The organism is Duganella margarita, from assembly GCF_009857535.1.
Classification (GTDB): domain Bacteria; phylum Pseudomonadota; class Gammaproteobacteria; order Burkholderiales; family Burkholderiaceae_D; genus Rugamonas; species Rugamonas margarita.
Genome location: NZ_WWCS01000003.1, coordinates 248,362 through 268,285, shown reverse-complemented (window position 1 = coordinate 268,285; position 19,924 = coordinate 248,362). Strand labels below are relative to the sequence as shown.

General features: G+C 63.8%; 15 protein-coding genes and 1 tRNA gene. 6 read left to right on the top strand and 10 right to left on the bottom strand.

Annotation, left to right across the window (positions count from 1 at the left end; all coding sequences use genetic code 11):
- From GTP55_RS06090 to GTP55_RS06080, 3 genes are all read right to left on the bottom strand, one after another.
- Complete coding sequence (locus GTP55_RS06090) at positions 1–1,302, bottom strand: glycoside hydrolase family 5 protein (RefSeq protein ID WP_161044047.1); 1,302 nt, start codon at positions 1,300–1,302, stop codon at positions 1–3.
- Between the two features lie 96 nt (positions 1,303–1,398).
- On the bottom strand, positions 1,399–2,409 hold the full coding sequence (locus GTP55_RS06085) for a LacI family DNA-binding transcriptional regulator (RefSeq protein ID WP_161044046.1): 1,011 nt from the start codon (positions 2,407–2,409) through the stop codon (positions 1,399–1,401).
- An 81-nt stretch (positions 2,410–2,490) separates the two neighbouring features.
- Positions 2,491–3,747 (bottom strand): ABC transporter substrate-binding protein, encoded by a 1,257-nt coding sequence (locus tag GTP55_RS06080; RefSeq protein WP_161044045.1) that lies wholly within the window; start codon positions 3,745–3,747, stop codon positions 2,491–2,493.
- Positions 3,748–4,017: 270 nt separating this feature from the next.
- Between GTP55_RS06080 and GTP55_RS06075 the strand changes: the two genes are divergently transcribed.
- The 5 genes from GTP55_RS06075 (at position 4,018) to GTP55_RS06055 (ending at position 10,061) form a co-directional block, all read left to right on the top strand.
- A complete protein-coding gene (locus GTP55_RS06075) occupies positions 4,018–5,490 on the top strand; it encodes a pilus assembly protein TadG-related protein (protein WP_161044044.1) in 1,473 nt (490 codons plus the stop codon).
- On the top strand, positions 5,487–5,924 hold the full coding sequence (locus GTP55_RS06070; protein ID WP_161044043.1) for a TadE/TadG family type IV pilus assembly protein: 438 nt from the start codon (positions 5,487–5,489) through the stop codon (positions 5,922–5,924). Before GTP55_RS06075 ends, GTP55_RS06070 begins: the two co-directional genes overlap by 4 nt.
- Positions 5,911–6,489 (top strand): TadE/TadG family type IV pilus assembly protein, encoded by a 579-nt coding sequence (locus GTP55_RS06065; RefSeq protein ID WP_161044042.1) that lies wholly within the window; start codon positions 5,911–5,913, stop codon positions 6,487–6,489. Before GTP55_RS06070 ends, GTP55_RS06065 begins: the two co-directional genes overlap by 14 nt.
- Before the next feature lie 266 nt (positions 6,490–6,755).
- A complete protein-coding gene (locus GTP55_RS06060; protein ID WP_161044041.1) occupies positions 6,756–9,620 on the top strand; it encodes a sensor histidine kinase in 2,865 nt (954 codons plus the stop codon).
- Between the two features lie 126 nt (positions 9,621–9,746).
- Positions 9,747–10,061: a hypothetical protein gene (locus GTP55_RS06055; RefSeq protein ID WP_161044040.1), complete on the top strand. Its 315-nt coding sequence runs from the start codon at positions 9,747–9,749 to the stop codon at positions 10,059–10,061.
- A gap of 228 nt (positions 10,062–10,289) precedes the next feature.
- On the opposite strand, the gene GTP55_RS06050 is transcribed toward GTP55_RS06055, so the two are convergent.
- Together GTP55_RS06050 and GTP55_RS06045 are read right to left on the bottom strand one after the other, a co-directional pair.
- Positions 10,290–11,492: an ISL3 family transposase gene (locus GTP55_RS06050; protein WP_161044258.1), complete on the bottom strand. Its 1,203-nt coding sequence runs from the start codon at positions 11,490–11,492 to the stop codon at positions 10,290–10,292.
- Positions 11,493–11,657: 165 nt separating this feature from the next.
- Positions 11,658–11,734, bottom strand: a tRNA-Pro gene (locus GTP55_RS06045).
- Positions 11,735–11,803: 69 nt separating this feature from the next.
- On the opposite strand from GTP55_RS06045, the gene GTP55_RS06040 reads away from it, so the two are divergent.
- The gene (locus tag GTP55_RS06040; RefSeq protein ID WP_161044039.1) at positions 11,804–12,628 is read left to right on the top strand and encodes an SIR2 family NAD-dependent protein deacylase; all 825 of its coding nucleotides are present in this window, start codon (positions 11,804–11,806) and stop codon (positions 12,626–12,628) included.
- 5 nt (positions 12,629–12,633) lie between these two features.
- Here the strand turns inward: GTP55_RS06040 and GTP55_RS06035 are convergent, their stop codons facing one another.
- The 5 genes from GTP55_RS06035 to GTP55_RS06015 all read right to left on the bottom strand — a co-directional run bounded on the left by GTP55_RS06035 (position 12,634) and on the right by GTP55_RS06015 (position 19,924).
- The gene (locus tag GTP55_RS06035) at positions 12,634–13,341 is read right to left on the bottom strand and encodes a fumarylacetoacetate hydrolase family protein (protein ID WP_110849145.1); all 708 of its coding nucleotides are present in this window, start codon (positions 13,339–13,341) and stop codon (positions 12,634–12,636) included.
- An 86-nt stretch (positions 13,342–13,427) separates the two neighbouring features.
- Positions 13,428–14,039 (bottom strand): TetR/AcrR family transcriptional regulator, encoded by a 612-nt coding sequence (locus GTP55_RS06030; RefSeq protein ID WP_110849146.1) that lies wholly within the window; start codon positions 14,037–14,039, stop codon positions 13,428–13,430.
- 68 nt (positions 14,040–14,107) lie between these two features.
- On the bottom strand, positions 14,108–15,553 hold the full coding sequence (adeC, locus tag GTP55_RS06025; RefSeq protein WP_161044257.1) for an AdeC/AdeK/OprM family multidrug efflux complex outer membrane factor: 1,446 nt from the start codon (positions 15,551–15,553) through the stop codon (positions 14,108–14,110).
- Between the two features lie 4 nt (positions 15,554–15,557).
- Positions 15,558–18,695, bottom strand: a complete 3,138-nt coding sequence (locus GTP55_RS06020) for an efflux RND transporter permease subunit (RefSeq protein WP_161044038.1) — start codon at positions 18,693–18,695, stop codon at positions 15,558–15,560.
- Between the two features lie 11 nt (positions 18,696–18,706).
- Positions 18,707–19,924 carry an efflux RND transporter periplasmic adaptor subunit gene (locus GTP55_RS06015; RefSeq protein WP_161044037.1) on the bottom strand — a complete coding sequence of 406 codons (1,218 nt, stop codon included), beginning with the start codon at positions 19,922–19,924 and terminating at the stop codon, positions 18,707–18,709.

The window sequence follows — 19,924 nt, the reverse complement described above, 5'->3', positions numbered from 1 at the left end:
TTATTTTTTAGCGAAAGGTGTAGGTGGAACAGGAGCGTTCATCCATTTGATGGCGGTTTGCTGCGGTTGATACGGCACGCTGCCAAACAGGCGGAACAGGTTTTCAATCTCGGCCAGTGACGCCTTGTTGAAATCGAGTTGGGGAATGCGGGCGCCGGGCGCGTTGGCTACGAGTCCCCAGGTGCCTGTGCCCTGCCCGCCCTGGTTGGACAGGCGCTTGTAGGCCCACGCAGTGCTGGCCCAGCCATTGGCGACGTAGGTGTCGTAAGTAACCCGCATGACCTGGCCGCCGTTCTCGGCGCCCATGAAGGCCCACGGCTGGAACTCGCCGACGAAAAACGCGGTGTCCAGCGCATCGAGCTTGGTCTTCCATTTGCAAACGTTGTCACCTTCGCCCGTGCATTGCAGCCAGTCTCTGTGCACGGCCAGTCCCGGCTTGCCCCAGCCGAAGTGGCCGGGATACGGATGCATCTCGAAGGCGACGTTGGTCATGCCATGTTCGGACGGTTTGCCGTAGGCGTCGATGCCCTTGTTATGGCCGGGCAGGATGATCACATGGTTCTGATCGACCTCGCGAATCGCCTTGTACAAGGTGCCCATCACCACCGCCAGGTTCTCCGGCGTGGTGCCCCATGGTTCGTTCAGGATGCTGTAGCCGGCCACCGCGCCGCGGTCCTTGTAGCGCGCGGCGATCTGCTGCCACAGCCAGATGGTGCGCTCCTGGTATTCCGGCGTGTCCCAGTATTTGTTCTGGCCCGCGCAACCGCTGTGGTGCTCCCAGCCCTGGCTGCCGACGGCGCCATGCAGGTCGAGGATCACATACATGCCGCGTTTCTCGGCCTGGTCGATGGCGTTGTCCAGATACTTCCAGGCGTCGGCGCGCAGGTGGCGCGGGTTCTTCTCGTCCTCCACCACGCTGTAGATGAACGGCAGGCGCACCAGGTTCAGATTCATCCTGGGCAGCATGTCCCAGTCGCGCTGCTTGATCCAGTTGTCGCGGAACAGCGTGTACAGGCGCTGGCGCTCCTCGTAGCCGAAGCGCTTGTCGAGCACCGCCTCCAGCTTGCACTGGTCGTCGACCGCCTTGGTCTCCTGCCCCATCATCCAGAATTCCTGGATCAGGTAATTGCCCAGATTGATGCCGCGCAGCGCCGGCTGCGTACCGTCGGCCGCCAGCCATTTGGTGCCTTCCGTGTGCAGCATCGGCAGCGCAGTGGTGTGCGCCGGCGTCTGCCCATGCACCGCGCCGGCCAGCAGCCACGCCGCCAATCCGGCTGTTTTAAGTAATCGTTTTATCAGCATCTTGTCTCCCCCTGTTCCATTCGATATGGAATCGTTTCCAATATACTGTAAAAAAAGAGCAAGCGGCTAGCGCATGCTCCTTTTATTTACGCCGTTTTACTGCTTCAGCGCCGCCAGCGAAGCCCGTTCTGCCACGTGCAGCTGATATTCCCGCGTGACCGGCCGTTTCAGGCCATAGCAGTGGTTCAGCAGATAATTCAACCCGTTCATGGTCATCTCGCTCCACGGGATATGCACGCTGGTCAGCTGCGGCGCGGTGAACTCCGCGCTATGCGTATCATCGTAGCTCAGCACCGACACCTGCTCCGGCACCTTGACGCCCTGCTTCTGGAACAGCGACAAGGCCCCCACCGCCATTTCATCATTGGCGCAAAACACCGCCGTAAATTCCGCGCCAGACTTCAGCAATTCATCGGCGCGGGCAAAGCCGCCTTCCGGCGTAAACTCGCCGTCGGCCATCCACACCTTGCTGGTGTCGATGCCCACCGCCTCCAGCTCCGCCATGAAGCCGGCGATACGCTGCTGGTTATCGGCCGCCGCCGCGCGGCCGGCGATCACGGCGATCTTGCGGTGGCCCTGTGCCAGCAAGGTGCGCGCCGCCAACCGTCCGCCGGCGTCGTGATCGACCGTGAAGCACTGCGGCGCCATGCCCGGCAAGTCCTGGTTGATCACCACCACCCGCGACTGGAACGGCCCCAGCGCCGCAAAGTCTTCCTCTTCCATCGCGGTGCTCATGACGATCAGGCCATCGCTGCCGCGCTCAATCAAGAAATTCAGGCCGTCGATGGCCTGGTTGCGCGCATCGCCGTCACCGACGCCGAACGCCACCACCATGTTCAAACCCGCCTCACGTAAAGCTGTGTAAATCGACTGCAAAATGGGCGTATAGAACGTCCCCGCCAGATACGGGATGTACACGCCGATCATTTGCGAGGAGCCCGACAACAGCGAACGCGCGGCGTGCGACGGCCGGAATTCCAGTTCTTCGATGGCCTTGCGCACCTTGTCCTGCGTGGATTGCGATACCGAGCCCTTGCCGCTGATAACCCGCGAGGCGGTGCCCAACCCCACACCCGCCAGCCGGGCTACGTCCTTGATGGTCGCCACGAATTTCCCTTATCCCTTGAGTCTATGCGGCGGCAAGGATAACCCACACCCTCATGCATGACAAGCAGGCTATGCCTCTGATCAATCCTGCAATGCCGAGACAATTCCCTTCTGCGCCTTCTCCACCGGCATGCGCGTATTCCAGTAGGTGGTCAGCACATCCTGCAAGGCGCCGTTCTGGTCCGGCGTCAGAAACACCTCGATCATGCCGACCGCGCGCGTCTTGTCTTTCAGGATCGCCATGCCGGCCTGCGCGCACACGTCCATGCCCGACGTGTCGACATTGCTGAGAATCGGCAGCGCGCCCTTGATCTTGTTGAACTCCAGCTGCGCGCCCGGCGTCAGCATGGTGGCGGCCAGCAGCTTTTGCGCCCGCACCGCTTCCGGATTGCTGGTCTTGGGGAAGACGAAGGCGTCGCCCTGGATCAGGTACGGCACGTTGGCGCCCAGGCCGGGAATGCAGCCGAAGTCCTTGCCGGCGGTCTGGCGCGCGGCGGCGAATTCGCCCTTGGCCCAGTCGCCCATGATCTGCACCCCGGCCTTGCCGCTGATGAGCATCGCGGTGGCGTCGTTCCAGTTGCGGTTGGGCGAACCGGCGTCGACATAGCCCTGCAGGCGCTTGAAGGCCAGCAGCACTTTCTTGAAGGCGTCGGAATTGATGGCCTTGGGCGAGCGGTCGCGCAGCACCTGCAGGTACAGTTCGCGGCCGCCGACATTGGCCAGCATGGCCTGGAACAGGATGTTCTCCTGCCACGGCTGGCCGCCGTGCGCCAGGCCGACCAGGCCGGCGGCCTTCAGCTTGTCCAGCGCGGCGAACAGCTCGTCCGGCGTGGCCGGCTCTTTTGCAATGCCGGCCTTTTTGAATGCGGCTTTCGAATACCAGATCCAGGTCGACATATGAATGTCCACCGGCACCGCGTAGAAGTGGCCCTTGACCTTGATGACGTCCAGGATCGGCTGCGGCATCAGCTGGTCCCAGCGGTCGCGGACGGCGATGTCGTCGACGTTGTTGAGCGAGCCCTGGTCGATCAGGTCGCGGAATTGTTTGGTGGTGTTGAATTGCGCCGCCGTGGGCGGATTGCCGCCGACGATGCGGTTGATCGCCACTGCCTTGGCCTGGTCGGCGCCGGCGATCGCGGTGTCGCCCCAGACGCCGCCGGCGGCGCGGTAGGCGTCGGCAAACTTGCGCACGGCGGCCGACTCGCTGCTGGAGGTCCACCAGTGCATGACTTCGGCCTTCGGCGCGGCGGCCGCCGCGTTGGACCTGCCGGCGGCGCAAGCCAGCATGGCCAGCAACACCCATGCAATGCGCGTCGCGCCCCTACTTTGCTTGGTCATTCCGTCTCCGTGTATTTTTTTGTACAGATCTCATACTACCGTGTTCCGGCGGCAAAAAAGCCGGCGCCGCCCGAGGCGCCGGCAACTTCGCGGGGCGAAGAGACGAACAATGCGCCAAACAAAATTGGAAACGTTCCCAATCCCGCGACAAATATAGCATCCAATGATTTTGAGTGTCAACGGAAAGCCGAACCGCGCCGCCTTGCGCCGCATCAATTGCGAATATTTCCTGCTGGATAAAATCTAGCAGTACAACGTCGGGAGAAGCGCATGTGTGCCACCAGCCGGCCCCGCCAGCGGGGCGTGATCGCCATCATTTGCTGCGTCATGGCGCTCGGCATGGTGGCCATGGTGGGCATGGCGCTGGACCTGGCCATGCTGTACAACCGCAAGGCCGAACTGCAGGCGCTGGCCGACGCCGCCGCGCTGGCCGCCGCGCGCGAACTGAACGGCACTGCCGGCGGCGTTGCCAATGCAGTGACGGCCGCCGCCGACGTCGCCGCCACCTACCGCTACCAGTACAGCCGCCGGCTGGTCACGTGGAACAGCGACGCGCTGCGCTTCGCCGCCACGGCCGCCACGCCGGACGCCAGCTGGCTCGACGAAGCGGCCGCACAAGCCGCACCGGCCAGCATCATGGTCGCCAAGGTCGATACGAGCAAGCTCAAGGCCGATATCGGCCTGGTGTCGACCTTGTTCATCCGCGCCGCCGACAACGGCCCGCACAGCGCCGGCACGGCGGCGCGCGCGGTGGCCGGCCGCGTGTCGACGGCGCTGACGCCGCTGGCGATCTGCGCGCAGTCGACCACGCCCGCGGCGTCGCGCGCCAATGTGCCCGGCAACGCCAGCTACAACGAACTGGTGGAATACGGCTTCCGGCGCGGCGTCGCCTATGACCTGATGAACCTCAATGCCAGCGGCGTCACGCCGGAGCATTTCCTGATCGATCCGCTGGCCCCGCCCGGCGTCACCGGCCTGGCGAGCCACTTCGCCACCGACGTGGTCGGCCCTTTCGTGTGCGCCGGCCAGGTGCCGCTGCCGACCATCGGCGGCGGCACGCTGACGCTGCAGCGCGGCTTTCCGCTGGCCGCCCTGTACCACCACCTGAACTCGCGCTTCGACGACTACGCCGACCACGCCTGCACGGCGGAAGGCGCGCCGCCGGACAGCAACATCATGCCCTACGACAAAGCCACCCTGAGCTGGATGGCGCCGGCCGCCATCACGCAAAGCGCCGCCAGCTGGACCAGCGGCGGCAAGCTGTGGACCCGCGCCGATCCGTTGCCCGGCGACGCCAGCAACAAAGCGGCGCTGTACGGGCCGCTGTGGGCGTATGCCCACGCCGTCCCCTACAGCGCCTACAGCGCGCAGCCGGTGGAGCCGGCCGGCGGCTACAGCGGCTTCGCCACCACCTCCTGGAGCAAGCTCTACACGCCGGACCCGCCATCGTCCAGCGGCTATCCGGCGTCGTCGCCGGCCACCTCGACGCCATATCTGCAGCTGACCGGCGCCACCTTCCTCGCGCCGGGCGTCGACCACCAGCCGGGCGTGACCAACCGGCGCGTGCTCAACGTGGCGCTGCTGGCCTGCCCGGTGGCGGCCGGCGCGATCACCAGCGCCAGCGTGCTGGGCGTGGGGCGCTTCTTCATGACGGTGCCGGCCACCAGCACCAGTCTGAACGCGGAATTCGCCGGCGCGCTGCCGCTGTCGACGTTAAGCGGCGCGGTGGAGTTGCAGCCATGATGCGGGCGCGCAGGCAACGCGGCGCGGTGGCGCTGGAGCTGGCGTTGACGCTGGCCTTTCTGTTCCCGGTGGCGGCCACGCTGCTGTTCTACGGCCGCCTGCTGTACAACTATGAAGTGGCGCAGAAAGCCACGCACGACGCGGCGCGCTACCTGTCCGGTGTCAGCATGCTCAACATGCAGAACAGCGACGCGGCGGTGTATGAAGTGGCCGTGACCAAGGCGATCGTGCAGCAGGAACTGAGTGTGCTGACGCCGTACAAGCTGCTGGTGACGGTCAGCTGCGACGGCCTCGAGTGCGGCGGCCTGAGCGTGCCGTCGATGGTCGCCGTGGGCGTGCAGATCAAAGTGCACAACAACTTCTACGGTTATGCGCCGGAACTGGTCGACCAGACCATCTCGGCCACGCAAAACATGCGCTATGTGGGCAACTGACCGCCAGCGCGGCGCCACCGCCGCCGAATTCGCCCTGTGCGCGGTGGTGTTCTTCAGCGCGCTGTTCTTCATCATCGAAATGGCGCGCGCGCTGTACCTGCTGCACACGCTGCAGGAGGCCACGCGCCGCGCCGCCGCTGCCGCCGCCGTCAGCGACTTCAGCGATCCGGCGGTGATGGCGCACATCCGCCAGGCAGCCGTGCTGCGCGATACGGCCGGAACACTGCTGATGGGGGAGCCGGTGACCGATGCGCATATCCGCATCGATTATCTGTCGCTGACGCGCGCCGCCAGCGGCAGCATGAGCATGACGGAGATGCCGGCCGCCAGCCTGCCGGCCTGTCCGGCGCGGGCCCGCATCCAGTGCGCGGCCAACCCCTACGGCGCCAGTTGCATCCGCTTCGTGCGGGTGCGTGTGTGCGCGCCGGACGGTGCCGACTGCGGCAAGGTGAACTACCAGCCGCTGTTTCCTTTGACGGGCCTCAGCTTCCCGCTGCCGCAGGCGATTACCATCGCCAAGGCGGAAGCACTGGGTTTTCAACCGGGCAGCGCATTATGTCCATGACGCCAGGGCATGCGGCGGAGCGCGAGCTCGACATCGCCGGACAAACCAGAAGTCACCGACCAAATCTGACTTGCATTATCTGGCATTGAACAAAAAAACTTGATGCTGTAGGCTGTTGCGTTTCCGACATTTAATGCGATTACAGGATGCTTGTTGCTTCACATCGGTGGGCCCGGCTGCGGGTCTGTGTCTGTGCGCTGCTGGCGACGGCCGCCTTCGAGTCCTGCGCGTCAGCCATTGAAGGGCTACCGTTCTGGCAATCCAACTTGTCGCATACCGCCTGGACAGCGCGGGACGGCGCGCCGTCCGACGCCGGCACCATGCTGCAGGACCGCAACGGCATGCTGTGGTTTGGTGCATCCAACGGCCTGTTCCGCTTCGACGGTGTGCGCTTCGAGCGTATCGACGAGATCAGCGGCAACAAGCTGCTGTCGCCCAATGTGCAGGCGCTGGCCCTGTTCGGCGATGCGCTGTGGGTCGGCTATAACGCCGGCGGCATCAGCGTGTTCGAGCACGGCACGGTGCGGCACTACGGCGTGGCGCAAGGCGTGCCGGCCAGCCGCATCCTGGAATTCATCCAGACCGCCGACGGCACGCTGTGGATGTCGAGCCATGCCGGGATTTACTGGCTGGACGGCGCGCGCTGGCGCCAGGTGCTGCCGGATGATGGCCTGCCGGCCGGCGAGCGCCCCTCCATCAACCTCCTGCACGACGGCGGTCTGTTGATCACCCACCCCGCTGGCTTGTTTCGCGGCGTGCCTGGCACGCATCGCTTCCGCAAAGTCGACGCGGCGGGCAGCATGCTGGCCAGCCAGGTCCATGTCGATGGCAGGGTGATCGTGATGAAATTCGGCGAAACGCCGAGGATGTTCAACCCCGTCACCGAAACCTCGTCGCCACTGCGGCTGCCGGCCAGCGGCGGCCTGCCCTACAGCATCCACCGGGATCGCCGCAATGGCTGGTGGATCGGCCCCGGCGACGGCATGCGGCTGTACACCCCCGACTTGGTACTGAAGCAGCAATTCCTGGCGCCCTACCAGTTCAGCGCCGCGCGCATCTTCACGCCGCCGTTCGACGACCGCGAGGGCAATCTCTGGTTCATGACGGAAAACGGCATCGACCGGATACGGGAAAACCATCTGTCGGTGCAGGCAATGCCCGAAGGCAGCACCGACTTCGTCCTCACGGCCGGCCCCGACGGCGAAGTCTGGATCAACAGCCACTCGTCGCGGCAGGCGCTATCGCCGCCGACCTTCGCCATCGCGGGGGATGGCCGGCGCATCGCCAGCCCCATGCCGTCCGCCACCGCCAGCACGCGCGCCACTGACGGCACACTGTGGTTTGGCAACCCGCATGAGGTGTGGAGCCGCCGTGATGGCAAGCTGCGCCGATGGCCGCTGGCGCCGCACCTGATACAACAGCCGGTGCAGGCGATGGCGATGGGGGACGATGGCCAGCTATGGTTATCCATCCTGCGGCGCGGCGTCCACACCTTCAAGGACGGCGTCTGGCGGGCCGGCGGCGGCCATGCCGCGCTGACCGAACGCACCGCCCTCTCGGTGCACCGCGATGCTCAGGGCAGGATCTGGTTCGGCTACACCAACAACGCCATCACCATGCTGGACCACGGCAAACTGCGGCAATTCGGCCCTGCCGACGGCCTGACGCTCGGCAGCGTGACGACCATGTTCAGCGGCCAGGGCACGCTGTGGATCGGTGGCGAGCTGGGGCTGGCGCACTGGCGCAATGGCCGCTTCATCCCGCTGTATGACAGCAATGGAGCGCCGTTCAGCGGCGTGTCCGGCATCGTGCAGACGGCACAGGGTGAACTGTGGCTGCATGGACCCGACGGCCTGGTCCGGATCGGCGCCGCCGACGTGGCCAGTGCGTTAGCCGGCGACCTGGACCGGGTCACTACCGAGCGCTTCGGATACCTGGACGGCCATGAAGGCGCGACCGCGTCGGTGGCTTCCGACAGCCTGATTGAAGCCGGTGACGGCCGCCTGTGGTACGCCACCTCCAGCAGCGTTGGCTGGATCGATCCGCGCCACATTTCCCGCAATCCGGTCAGGCCGACGCCGCTGATCACCGCGTTCAGCGTCAACAACCGGCATTACCCCGCCGTCAACGGCCTCGGCCTGCCGCAGGGCACCCACAATCTGCGCATCGACTTCACCGCCGCCGTGCTGTCGATCCCTGAGCGGGCACGCTTCCGTACCCGGCTGATCGGACAGGACCATGACTGGCAGGACGCCGGCGCCCTGCGCCAGGCGTTCTACACCAACCTCGGCCCGGGCGACTACCGTTTCGAGGTGATGGCGGCCAACGAAGACGGCTTGTGGAGCGTTGCGCCTGCCAGCCTGAGCTTTCATATCGCGCCGGCGTTTTACCAGACGCTCTGGTTCAAACTGCTGTGCGCGGCCCTGCTGGCGGGCGGCGTCTACCTGCTGTACCTGCGACGGCTAGCCTATCTGACCGCGCGCGCCGTCGAGCGCATGCGCACCCGCCTGGAGGAACGCGAACGCATCGCCCGCACGCTGCACGACACCTTCCTGCAAAGCGTGCAGAGCTTGATCCTGCGCTTCCACAGCATCAAGGCGGTGCTGCCGAAGAACGCTGCGGTACAGCAGCAGATCGATGCCGCACTCGACGCCGCCGACACCGTGGCCGACGAGGGCCGCGACCAGTTGATGGGCCTGCGCGTGCATTACGGCGGTGGCAGCGCCCTGGCGCCGGTGCTAAAAGAAGCCGGCGCCGCAGCAGCGACCCAGTACGGCGTGGAGTTCTCGCTCCATGAGTCGGGTACCCAACGCGCATTGCAGGTCGAGGTCGGGGACGAACTGTTTGCCATCGGCAGAGAAGCCGTCACCAACGCGCTGCGCCATTCCGGCAGCGCGCAGGTGCTGGTGCAGCTGACCTACAGCGCCACCAGCTTCACCATGGAAGTGCGCGACCATGGCAAGGGTCTCGATGACGCGGTGCGCCAGGCCGGACACCGCGACCGCCACTGGGGCCTGACCGGCATGCACGAGCGCGCCGCCCGCATCGGCGGCAAGCTGGCGATCCACAGCAAGCGCGGCGAAGGTACGACCATCGTGGTGAAACTTCCTGCGAGCCTGGCTTATCGGTGAAGCAACTGATGCGGAGGCAGCGTGTCAAGCCCTTGTGCCTCCGTCCACCCGCACGCCGTGCCCGTACGCGCTTCATCGGTGAACGCTTCATAGCAAGCCCTTTCGATTTGATAGCAAATGGCTATCATGCAAACCGACAAAATACGTAATAATATTCACAACACAATGCAGAGGCCGGCCATGCCCCTTATCATCCAAGAGCCGTACCGAGGCTGGGAGATCACCATTCGGTGCAGCCACATCGCCAGCAAGGTCAACCATCCCTCGCGGTACACAGCCATCGCCGAGGCAGAGTTGCTGCCGGGCGAAAATCCGGATCACTGGGTAGATCCGCGAATACAAGTGCTGACCACTGGAGGGCGCAGCTTCCCGACCGGGGACGAGTGCATCGGTATCCTGCTAGGTGAGGCCAAACAACTGATTGATGCATTGCGCCGATAAGCGGTGTGGCGGCGCGGCGCCTGGCTTCATGCGTGAGGGGTGCATCAGGTACAACGCACTTTCGAGGAGTTCGATACGCCTATACGCGACCTCAAGTCAGCCTTGCCAGCACTCAAGGCCAGAGCCCACGACTGGGCAACCGGCCCTGAAAGCACCTACTTGTTAATGCAATTAACGGGCTGCCACGCCCGAATTTGCTGAGTAAATGTTGGGGTAATTTTAGGTTCTTCACGGATTACCGGGAAATGCCGCTTTGATCTTGAGGAAGAAAAATGCACTGTCACGGTAGCCGTAAGCCATCCGTTTCATCACCTTGATTCGGTTATTAATGCCCTCAAGTTGGCCGGTGTGCATCGGCCAGCGCATCCTTGCAAGGATGCCGCGCCAGTAAGGTTGCAGGCGCTTGCCGAATCGGCACAGCGGCTCAATTGCGCTATCCCGAGCCATGTTGAGCCAGTTGTTCCAGGCCCGGCGCCATTGCCAAGGCTCAGTTGGCCGCCATAATTCCTTCAAACTGTCTTTCATGACGTAGGTTGTCATCAGTGCCTGGTTGGCGGCCAGCAGCTCCTCCAGTTTTGGCAGCTTGTCGGCGGGGACATTTTCCTTATTCCGCAGCAGCAGCCAGCGTGATCGTTTCACGACCTGCCGCTGGGGCCGGTCGTGCCGTAGACGATTCGCCTCGTCTACCCTTACCCGATCAATGACTTCCCGACCGTACTTGGCGACAACGTGGAACAGGTCATACACTACCCGCGCCTGCGGGCAATGCTGGCGCACTTCCAGATCGAAGGCCGTATTCATGTCCATAGCCACCGCTTCTATCTGGCGGCAGCGCTGCGGACCGAGCCAGGCGAAGAAGGGGCGAATAGCCTCACGGCTGCGACCTTCCCCAACCCAAAGCACTTGGCGCGTATCGGCGTCAAGAATCACTGTCGCATAGCGATGCCCTTTAAACAGGGCAAATTCATCCATCGCCAATCGGGTCGGCTGCGCCTCCGGTAAAGCCGCCAATTGCCCCTCTAGCCGCTCACGCTCAATCCGCCGCACTGTTTCCCAGTGCAGACCGGTGAGCTTGCACACATGGCTCACCGGCAGGCGCTCGCACCATAAAGCGACAAATTGGGCCAAGCGCCGTGTGACGCGAGCATGCCGTGCCAGCCAGCTCACGTGCTCGGAACAACTGCCACAACGCGCGCAACGCAGACGCCTCAATTGCACTTGTAGCCAAACAGGTTCGCCCAACATCGTCATGTCGCGCACGGTTCGCCAATACCTGCCATGTATCTGCTGGCAAACGGCGGCACAACCGGAACAACGCAGCGGCTTTTCAGATGACGGGATCAGCGATATCCAGACACCATCGGCCCGGCAATCAAAATTCCAAATGGAGAAGCCTTCCCAGAACGGGAGGTGGAGATTATTATCGTGCATGAAAGTGGTAAGTCGAGGGTTGAACTGTTGGTCGCACAACAAGTCTATCTCGTCTTTACCGCTTTCTGCGTTTTAACGGCCTATCTCACACAAATCCGTGAAGAACCTAATTTTAGGGGCAAGAAAAAGGCCAGCATCGAGGCTGGCCTAAGTCATTGATTTTGTTGGTCGGGGCGAGAGGATTCGAACCTCCGACCCCGTGCACCCCATGCACGTACGCTACCAGGCTGCGCTACGCCCCGACGAACAGCTTATTATAGCAGCGGGTTTAAGTATTTGTCATGTTTGCCGAGCGCAGCTAAGATGGCATCATGGATATCGCCGATCTCGAACACGCCGCCGCCCTCATCCAACAAGCCGACCTGCTGATCGTAGCGGCCGGCGCCGGCATGGGCGTCGATTCGGGCTTGCCGGATTTTCGCGGCAATGACGGTTTCTGGCAGGCCTACCCTGCCCTCGGCCGCGCACGCATGGCTTTTGCCAGCATCGCCTCGCCCGCCACGTTTCATGAAGATCCGGCGCTGGCCTGGGGTTTTTACGGCCACCGGCTCAATCTCTACCGCGACACGCAGCCACACTCCGGCTTCGGTCTGCTGAAACGCTGGGGCGAACGCATGCAGCATGGCGCCGCCGTTTTCACCAGCAATGTCGACGGCCATTTCCAGAAGGCCGGCTTCGATCCGCAGCGCATCCTTGAATGCCACGGCTCCATCCAACATCTGCAATGCCTGACGCCCTGCGGCGGCCGTATCTGGCCGGCGGACGGCTACACGCCGCAGGTGGATACGGTCAACTGCCAGCTATTGAACCTGGCGCCAACCTGCCCGCACTGCGGTGCATTGGCGCGGCCGAATATTCTGATGTTTGGTGACGGCGGCTGGATAGAGTCGCGTGCCAGCGCTCAGGAAGCGCGTCTGCACGCACTGCTGCACAAAGCCAGCAAGCCGCTGGTGATTGAAGTGGGCGCCGGGGTGGCGATTCCATCGGTACGTCACTTCGGCCAGTCCGTCATCCGCCATCACAACGGCCGCATGATACGGATAAACCCGCGCGAACCAGAGGTCGCCAGCCCGCAGGATGTGGGGCTGGCGGCCAACGCGTTGACGGCGCTGAGTGCCATCGACGCGCTGCTATAAACGGTTTATACCAATTTGACGGTAATCGGCGACAGGCCGGCAACCTTGCCTTCCAGGACGTTACCGCGTACCACCGCGCCCACACCTTCCGGCGTGCCGCTGAAGATCAGGTCGCCCGGCGCGAGCGTGAAATAGGTCGACAGGTTGGCGATGGTTTCGCTGATCGACCAGATCAGCTCCGAAATATGCGACGACTGCTTGGTCACGCCATCCACATCCAGCTGGATCGCGGCGTGGTTGATGTCGCCCGCATCTTCGGCGCGGGTGATCAGGCCGATCGGCGCCGAGTAGTCGAACGCCTTGCCGATTTCCCACGGACGGCCGACATCGCGCATCTTGAATTGCAGGTCGCGCCGCGTCATGTCGAAGCCGACCGCGTAGCCGAAGATGTGCGAAGCCGCGTCTTCCACCGAGATATTGGCGCCGCCCTTGCCCAGCGCGACCACCAGTTCGCACTCGTAGTGCAGGTTGTTGGTCAGCGGCGGATACGGCAGTTCCAGCACGCGGTTCGGCGCGGCCGGCACTACGGCCTGGGCGTCGCCCGGCTTGGAGAAGAAGAATGGCGGTTCGCGGGTCGGGTCGGAACCCATTTCGCGCGCGTGGCCGGCGTAGTTGCGGCCGACGCAGTAGACGCGGCGCACCGGGAACAGATCGGAAGTGCCGGCGACCGGCAGGCCGACGATGTCATGGGCGGGAATTACGTAGGCAGTCATGATGCTCCTGTAGGCTGTAGAGGGACATCACGCATGGTACAACAGCGGCCCACCGCGTGCAGCGGAAGGATACATTAAGAGACAAATCAGCTCAGCAGCAGCGCCTTCATGGCGACCCGGTACCCTTCCACAAGGGAGTTGCGGTCCATGTCCGGACGGTGCAAGGCGCGGATCGGCAGGCCGTGGAACAGCGACACCATGGTGTTGATGCGGCCGTCGAGCAGCGCATCGTCCACCGGCAGACCGCGCCGTTCGCGCTCGCGCTTGATGATGGGCCGGAACTCGGCCATCGCCACCACGTCGGAGGCGCGCATGGCGTCGGCGATCTTGGGATTGCGCGCCGCTTCGGCAAACATCTCCAGCGGCAGCTGGAAGTACTGCGGGTCGAGGTTCTCGTCGATGTGGCGCGGCGCCTCGTCGATCATCGATTGCAGCGGATCGTCCTTGCCGCTCAATTCGCGCAACTGCGCCGCCACATGCTCCGACTCCAGGTCGACAAAGGCCATGATGATGGCTTCCTTGTTGTCGAAGTAGTTGTAGATGTGGCCCGCGCTCATGCCGGCTTCTTTCGAAATCTCGGACATGCTGGCGCCATGGAAGCCGCTGCGCGCGAAGCACACGGCAGCGGCCTGCAAAACCTGGTTACGGCGACTCTGCGCCCGTTCCGGGTCAGTGCGTCGCTTGACGTGGGATTTCATGAAGCGGTCCTTGGGTAATATGAAAAGATCAAACCGGTGGACGCCAGTGCGGCGTCCACCGTGCAGCATCAGCGCTGCGGTGGCAACTCGGGCTGCCAGCCGCCGCCCAGCACCTTATACAAGGTGACGGCGTTGCTGTTTTTTGCAAGGCGCGTGGTGATCAATCCTTGCTGCGCCGTGTACAGCGCGCGTTGCGACACCAGCGCGTTCAGGTAGGTATCCGCCCCCTGGCGATAGCGCGCCTCGTTGATGGTGTAGCTCTTCTGCGAGGCCTCAACCAGCGCCTGCGACGACGCCAGGCGCTGATCCAGCGTGCCGCGCGTGGCCAGGGCGTCGGCCACTTCGCGGAACGCGGTCTGGATCGACTTCTCGTACTGCGCCACCGAGATGTCGCGGTCAGCCTTGGCGATATTCAGGTTGGCGCGGTTGACGCCACCATCGAAGATCGGCAGGTTGATCTGCGGCGCGAAGCTCCACGTCGACGAGCCGGCCTTGAACAGACCGGACAAGGTGCTGCTGGCACTGCCGCCCGACGCCGTCAGCGAAATGCTCGGGAAGAAGGCGGCGCGCGCCACGCCGATATTGGCATTGGCGGCGCGCAGCGAGCGCTCCGCTTCCTGCACGTCCGGACGCGACTGCAGCAGGTCCGACGGCAGGCCGGCCGGAATCGCCGCCAGCTGCGTCACCTCTTCCAGCTCGCCGGTGGGCAGCAGGTCGTCCGGCACGGTGCTGCCGACCAGCAGCGCCAGCGCGTTCTGGTCCAGCGCCACCTGCGCCGTGTAGACCGCGGCGTCGTTGCGCGCGGTTTCCACGCTGGTCTGGGCGTCGTACATATCGGTGCCGGCCACCACGCCCGAGGCGAAGCGCTTGCGGCTCAGGTCATAGCTGGTCTGCTGGCTTTTCAGGGTTTCCTGCGCCAGCTTCAAACGCTGCTGATCGGCGATCAGTGTCAGATAGGCATTCGCCACTTCCGACACCAGCGTGATCTGCTGCGTGCGGCGCGCTTCCTCGGTGCCCAGGTAGCTTTGCAGGCCAGCCTCGGACTGGTTGCGCACCTTGCCGAAGAAGTCCAGCTCATACGAGGACATCACCAGGCCGCCGTTGTACTGGCGGTTGACGATCGACTGGCCGGTGCCGGTCATGTTGGACGGCGTGCGCGTGGCGCTCTGGCTGACATTGGCCGACAGTTTCGGCAGCAGCGCCGCGGTGTCGATGTTGTACTGCGCCTTGGCCTTCTCGATGTTGAGCACCGACACGCGCAGGTCGCGGTTGTTGGCCAGCGCCAGCTCGATCACCTTGCGCAGCTTGGGATCGGCGAAGTATTCGCGCCACAGGATTTGCGACACCGGCTTGGCATCGGCCGCCGCCTGCGGCACGCCTTGGTAGGCGTCGCCGTGCGGGAAGGCTGGCGCCACCGGTTGCGCCGGGCGTTCATACACCGGCGCCAGGCTGCAGCCGGCCATGGTGGTGGCCAATGCAGCCAGCGCCGCCATCGTGAATAAAGATTTTTTCATCATATTAGTGCACCTCAACAGCAGGAGCGGGAGCGGCCGGCTTCTTCGGAGCGAAGTAGCCACGCACCAGCACAAAGAACAGCGGCACGAAGAAGATCCCCAGGAAGGTCGCCGTCAGCATCCCGCCCAGCACGCCGATGCCGATCGCATTCTGGCTGCCGGAACCGGCGCCGCTGCTGATCGCCAGCGGGAACACGCCCAGGCCGAATGCAATGGAGGTCATCAGGATCGGACGCAGACGCATTTTGACCGCATGCAGCGTGGCCTTCTTCAGATCCTCGCCGGCGTCCTGCAGTTCCTTCGCAAACTCCACGATCAGAATCGCATTCTTCGCCGCCAGACCGACCACGGTCAGCAGGCCGACCTGGAAGTAGACGTCGTTGGACAGCTTGAACACATAGGTCGCCACCACCGCGCCGATCACACCCAGCGGCACCACCAGCAGCACCGAGAACGGGATCGACCAGCTTTCATACAGCGCGGCCAGGCACAGGAACACGATCAGCACCGAGATGGCGTACAGCTGCGTGGTCTGCGAGCCGGAATCGCGTTCTTCGGTCGACAGGCCGGTCCACTCGAAGCCGATACCCGGCGGCAGTTGCGCCGCCAGCTTTTCGATTTCCGCCATGGCGGTACCCGAGCTCTGACCCGGCGCTGGCGCCCCCAGGATCTCGGTCGACGGCAGGCCGTTGTAGCGCTCCAGGCGCGGCGACGCGTAAATCCATTCGCCCGACGAGAACGACGAGAAAGGCACCATCTGGCCGCTGGCATTGCGCACGAACCACTTGTTCAGATCTTCCGGCGTCATGCGCGCCTCGGCGGCGCCTTGCAGGTAGACCTTCTTCACGCGGCCGCGGTCGACGAAGTCGTTGACGTAGGCGCTACCCCAGGCAGTGCTCAGCACCGAGTTCACATCGGACACGGTCAGGCCCAGCGCAATGGCTTTCTGCTGGTCGACAGTGATCTTGTACTGCGGTGTATCTTCCTGGCCGTTGGGACGCACGCCCACCAGCAGCTTGCTCTGCGAGGCCATGCCCAGCATCTGGTTACGCGCCGCCATCAGCGCATCGTGACCGACGCCGCCGATATCCTGCAGCTGCAAGTCGAAGCCGCTGGCATTACCCAGTTCCAGCACCGCTGGCGGGGCGAAGGCGAACACCATCGCGTCCTTGATCTGCGCGAACGAACCCATGGCGCGGCCGACAATCGAACTGACGCGGTTGGCGACGCCTGGACGATCCGCCCAGTCCTTCATCCGTACGAAGGCGATACCGGTGTTCTGGCCATTGCCGCTGAAGCTGAAGCCAGCCACCGCGAACACGGAAGCGACGTTGTCCTTCTCGTTGGTCAGGAAGTGGTTCTCGACTTTTTCGATCACTTTCAGCGTGCGTTGCTGGGTGGCGCCGGTAGGCAGCTGGATCTGCGAGAACAGCACGCCCTGATCTTCTTCCGGCAGGAAGGAAGTCGGCAGGCGCATGAACACGAAGGCCAGCACCACCAGCAGCACTGCATACAGCACCAGCGACCGGCCGCCGCGATTCAGGATCGAACCGACGATGCCCTGGTACTTATTGGTGCCACGCTCAAAGGTCCGGTTGAACCAACCGAAGAAACCCTTGTTGGTCATGGCATGGCCTTTTTCCACCGGTTTCAGGATGGTGGCGCACAGCGCTGGCGTGAAGATCATCGCCACCAGCACCGACAGCACCATCGCCGACACGATGGTCACCGAGAACTGGCGGTAAATCACACCGGTCGAACCGCTGAAGAAGGCCATCGGCACAAACACCGCCGACAGCACCATGGCAATACCCACCAGCGCCCCGCTGATCTGGGTCATCGACTTGCGCGTCGCTTCCAGCGGCGACAAGCCCTCGTCCGTCATCACGCGCTCGACGTTTTCCACCACCACGATCGCATCATCGACCAGCAGGCCGATCGCCAGCACCACCGCAAACATGGTCAGCGTGTTGATCGAATAGCCCAGCGCCGACAGGATCGCGAAGGTACCCAGCAGCACCACCGGCACCGCCATGGTCGGAATCAGCGTGGCGCGGAAGTTTTGCAGGAACAGGTACATCACCAGGAACACCAGCACGATCGCTTCGAGCAGGGTTTTCACCACTTCTTCAATCGACAGCTTGACGAATGGCGTGGTGTCGAATGCCACGACGGCTTTCAGGCCTTTCGGGAACTGGCCTTCCATCGACTTGATCTTGGCCTTGACCGCATTGGCGGTGTCCAGCGCGTTGGCGCCGGTGGCCAACTTGATCGCCATGCCGGATGCCGGCTTGCCGTTGTAGCGCGCCAGGATGTTGTAGGTCTCGCTGCCCAGCTCCATGCGGGCCACGTCGCGCAGGTGCACGGTGGCGCCGCTGGTGCTGGTCTTCAGCAGGATCTCGCCGAACTGCTCGGCCGTTTGCAAACGGCTTTGCGCGGTCACGGTGGCGTTCAGCTGCTGGCCGGCGACGGCCGGCAGGCCGCCCAGCTGGCCGGCCGAGACTTCGGTGTTCTGCGCGCTGATCGCGGCGCTGACATCGGCCGGCGTCAGCTGATAGCTTTGCAGCTTGGCGGCGTCCAGCCAGATGCGCATGGCGTACTGCGAACCAAAGTTGGTCACATCGCCCACGCCTTCCACCCGCGAGACCGGGTCGATCACGCTGGCGGTGACGTAGTCGCCGATGTCGGCCTGCTTCATCGAGCCGTCTTCGGACACGAAGCCGAGCACCATCAGGAAGTTCTTGGTGGCTTTCGCTACCACCAGGCCTTGCTGCTGCACGGCGGCAGGCAGCAGCGGCGTGGCCAGCTGCAGCTTGTTCTGCACCTGCACCTGCGCGATGTCAGGATTGGTGCCGCTCTTGAAGGTCAGCGTCAGCGTCACGCCACCGGCCGAATCGGACGACGACGACATATAACGCAGGCCGTCGATACCCTTCATCTTTTGCTCGATGATCTGGGTGACGGCGTTTTCCACGGTCTTGGCCGAGGCGCCTGGGTAGGTGCCGCTGATCGAAATCGATGGCGGCGCAATGCTTGGATACTGTGCGATCGGCAGGCCGAGAATCGAGATTATGCCACCCAGCATAATCACGATCGCGACCACCCATGCAAAAATCGGGCGATCAATAAAGAAACGAGACATAGACTAACTCCTTATTGCGCGCTCTTGGCGTTGGCAGGGACGGCGCCGCCGGCGGCGACTGCCGCAGCAGGGGCGGCGGCGGCAGGCTTGGCGGCGTTGGCCGGCGCACCTGGTTTGACTTTCTGCACGCCTTCAACGATCAGCAGGTCGCCTTCGTTCAGGCCCGATTTGACCAGCCACTTGTCGCCCACGGTGCCGCCGGTGGTCAGCACGCGTTGTTCGACCTTGCCTTCCTTGTTCAGCACCAGCGCGGTCGCTTCGCCCTTGGCGTTGCGGGTCACGCCCTGCTGCGGCACGGCGATGGCGTGCTCGTTGACGCCGGAATCGACGATGGCGCGCACAAACATGCCAGGCAGCAGATCATGCTTGGGATTCGGGAACAGCGCGCGCAGCGTGACGTTGCCGGTGCCGGTATCGACCGTGACATCGGAGAACTGCAACTTGCCCTCTTCGGCGTACTTGGTGCCGTCCGACAGCACCAGCGTGACTTTGGCCTGGCCGTCCTTGCGCAGGCTGCCGTTGGCAACGTCACGCTTCAGGCGCAGCATGTCTTCGCTCGACTGGGTGACGTCGACGTAGATCGGGTCCAGCTGCTGCACCGTGGTCAGCGCGGTGGTCTGGCCGGCGGTCACCAGCGCGCCCGGCGTCACGGTCGAACGGCCGATGCGGCCGCTGATCGGTGCATCGACGTGGGTGTAGTTCACATTGATCTTGGCTTGTTCCACGGCGGCGTTGGCCGACTCCACGTCGGCCTTGGCCTGCTCGAAAGCGGCGACGGCGTCGTCGTATTCCTGCTTGCTGACGCCTTCGATCGCCACCAGCTCTTTATAGCGACCCACTTTCGGCTGCGCCGTCAGCAGGTTGGCCTTGGCCTTGGCCAGCGTGGCCTTGGCGGAGTTGTACGCGGCCTGGTAAGTGGCCGGATCGATCTGGTATAGCGGGACACCGGCTTTGACGTCGGCGCCTTCGACAAACAGGCGTTTCTGAATCAGACCGCTGACCTGCGGGCGCACTTCAGCAACTTGATAAGCGCTGGTGCGGCCCGGCAGTTCGGTCGTGATTTGCAGCGGCGCTTGCGCCACTTTGAAAACGCCCACTTCCGCCACCTGCTGCTGGTGAGGTGCTTCGGAGGTGGACTTGGAGCAACCGGCCAAGACGGCCAGTGCGGAGACGATGGCTGCGGCACCGGCGGTGCGCAGCATTGTTTTTTTGCAGAAAAGGGCTTCCAT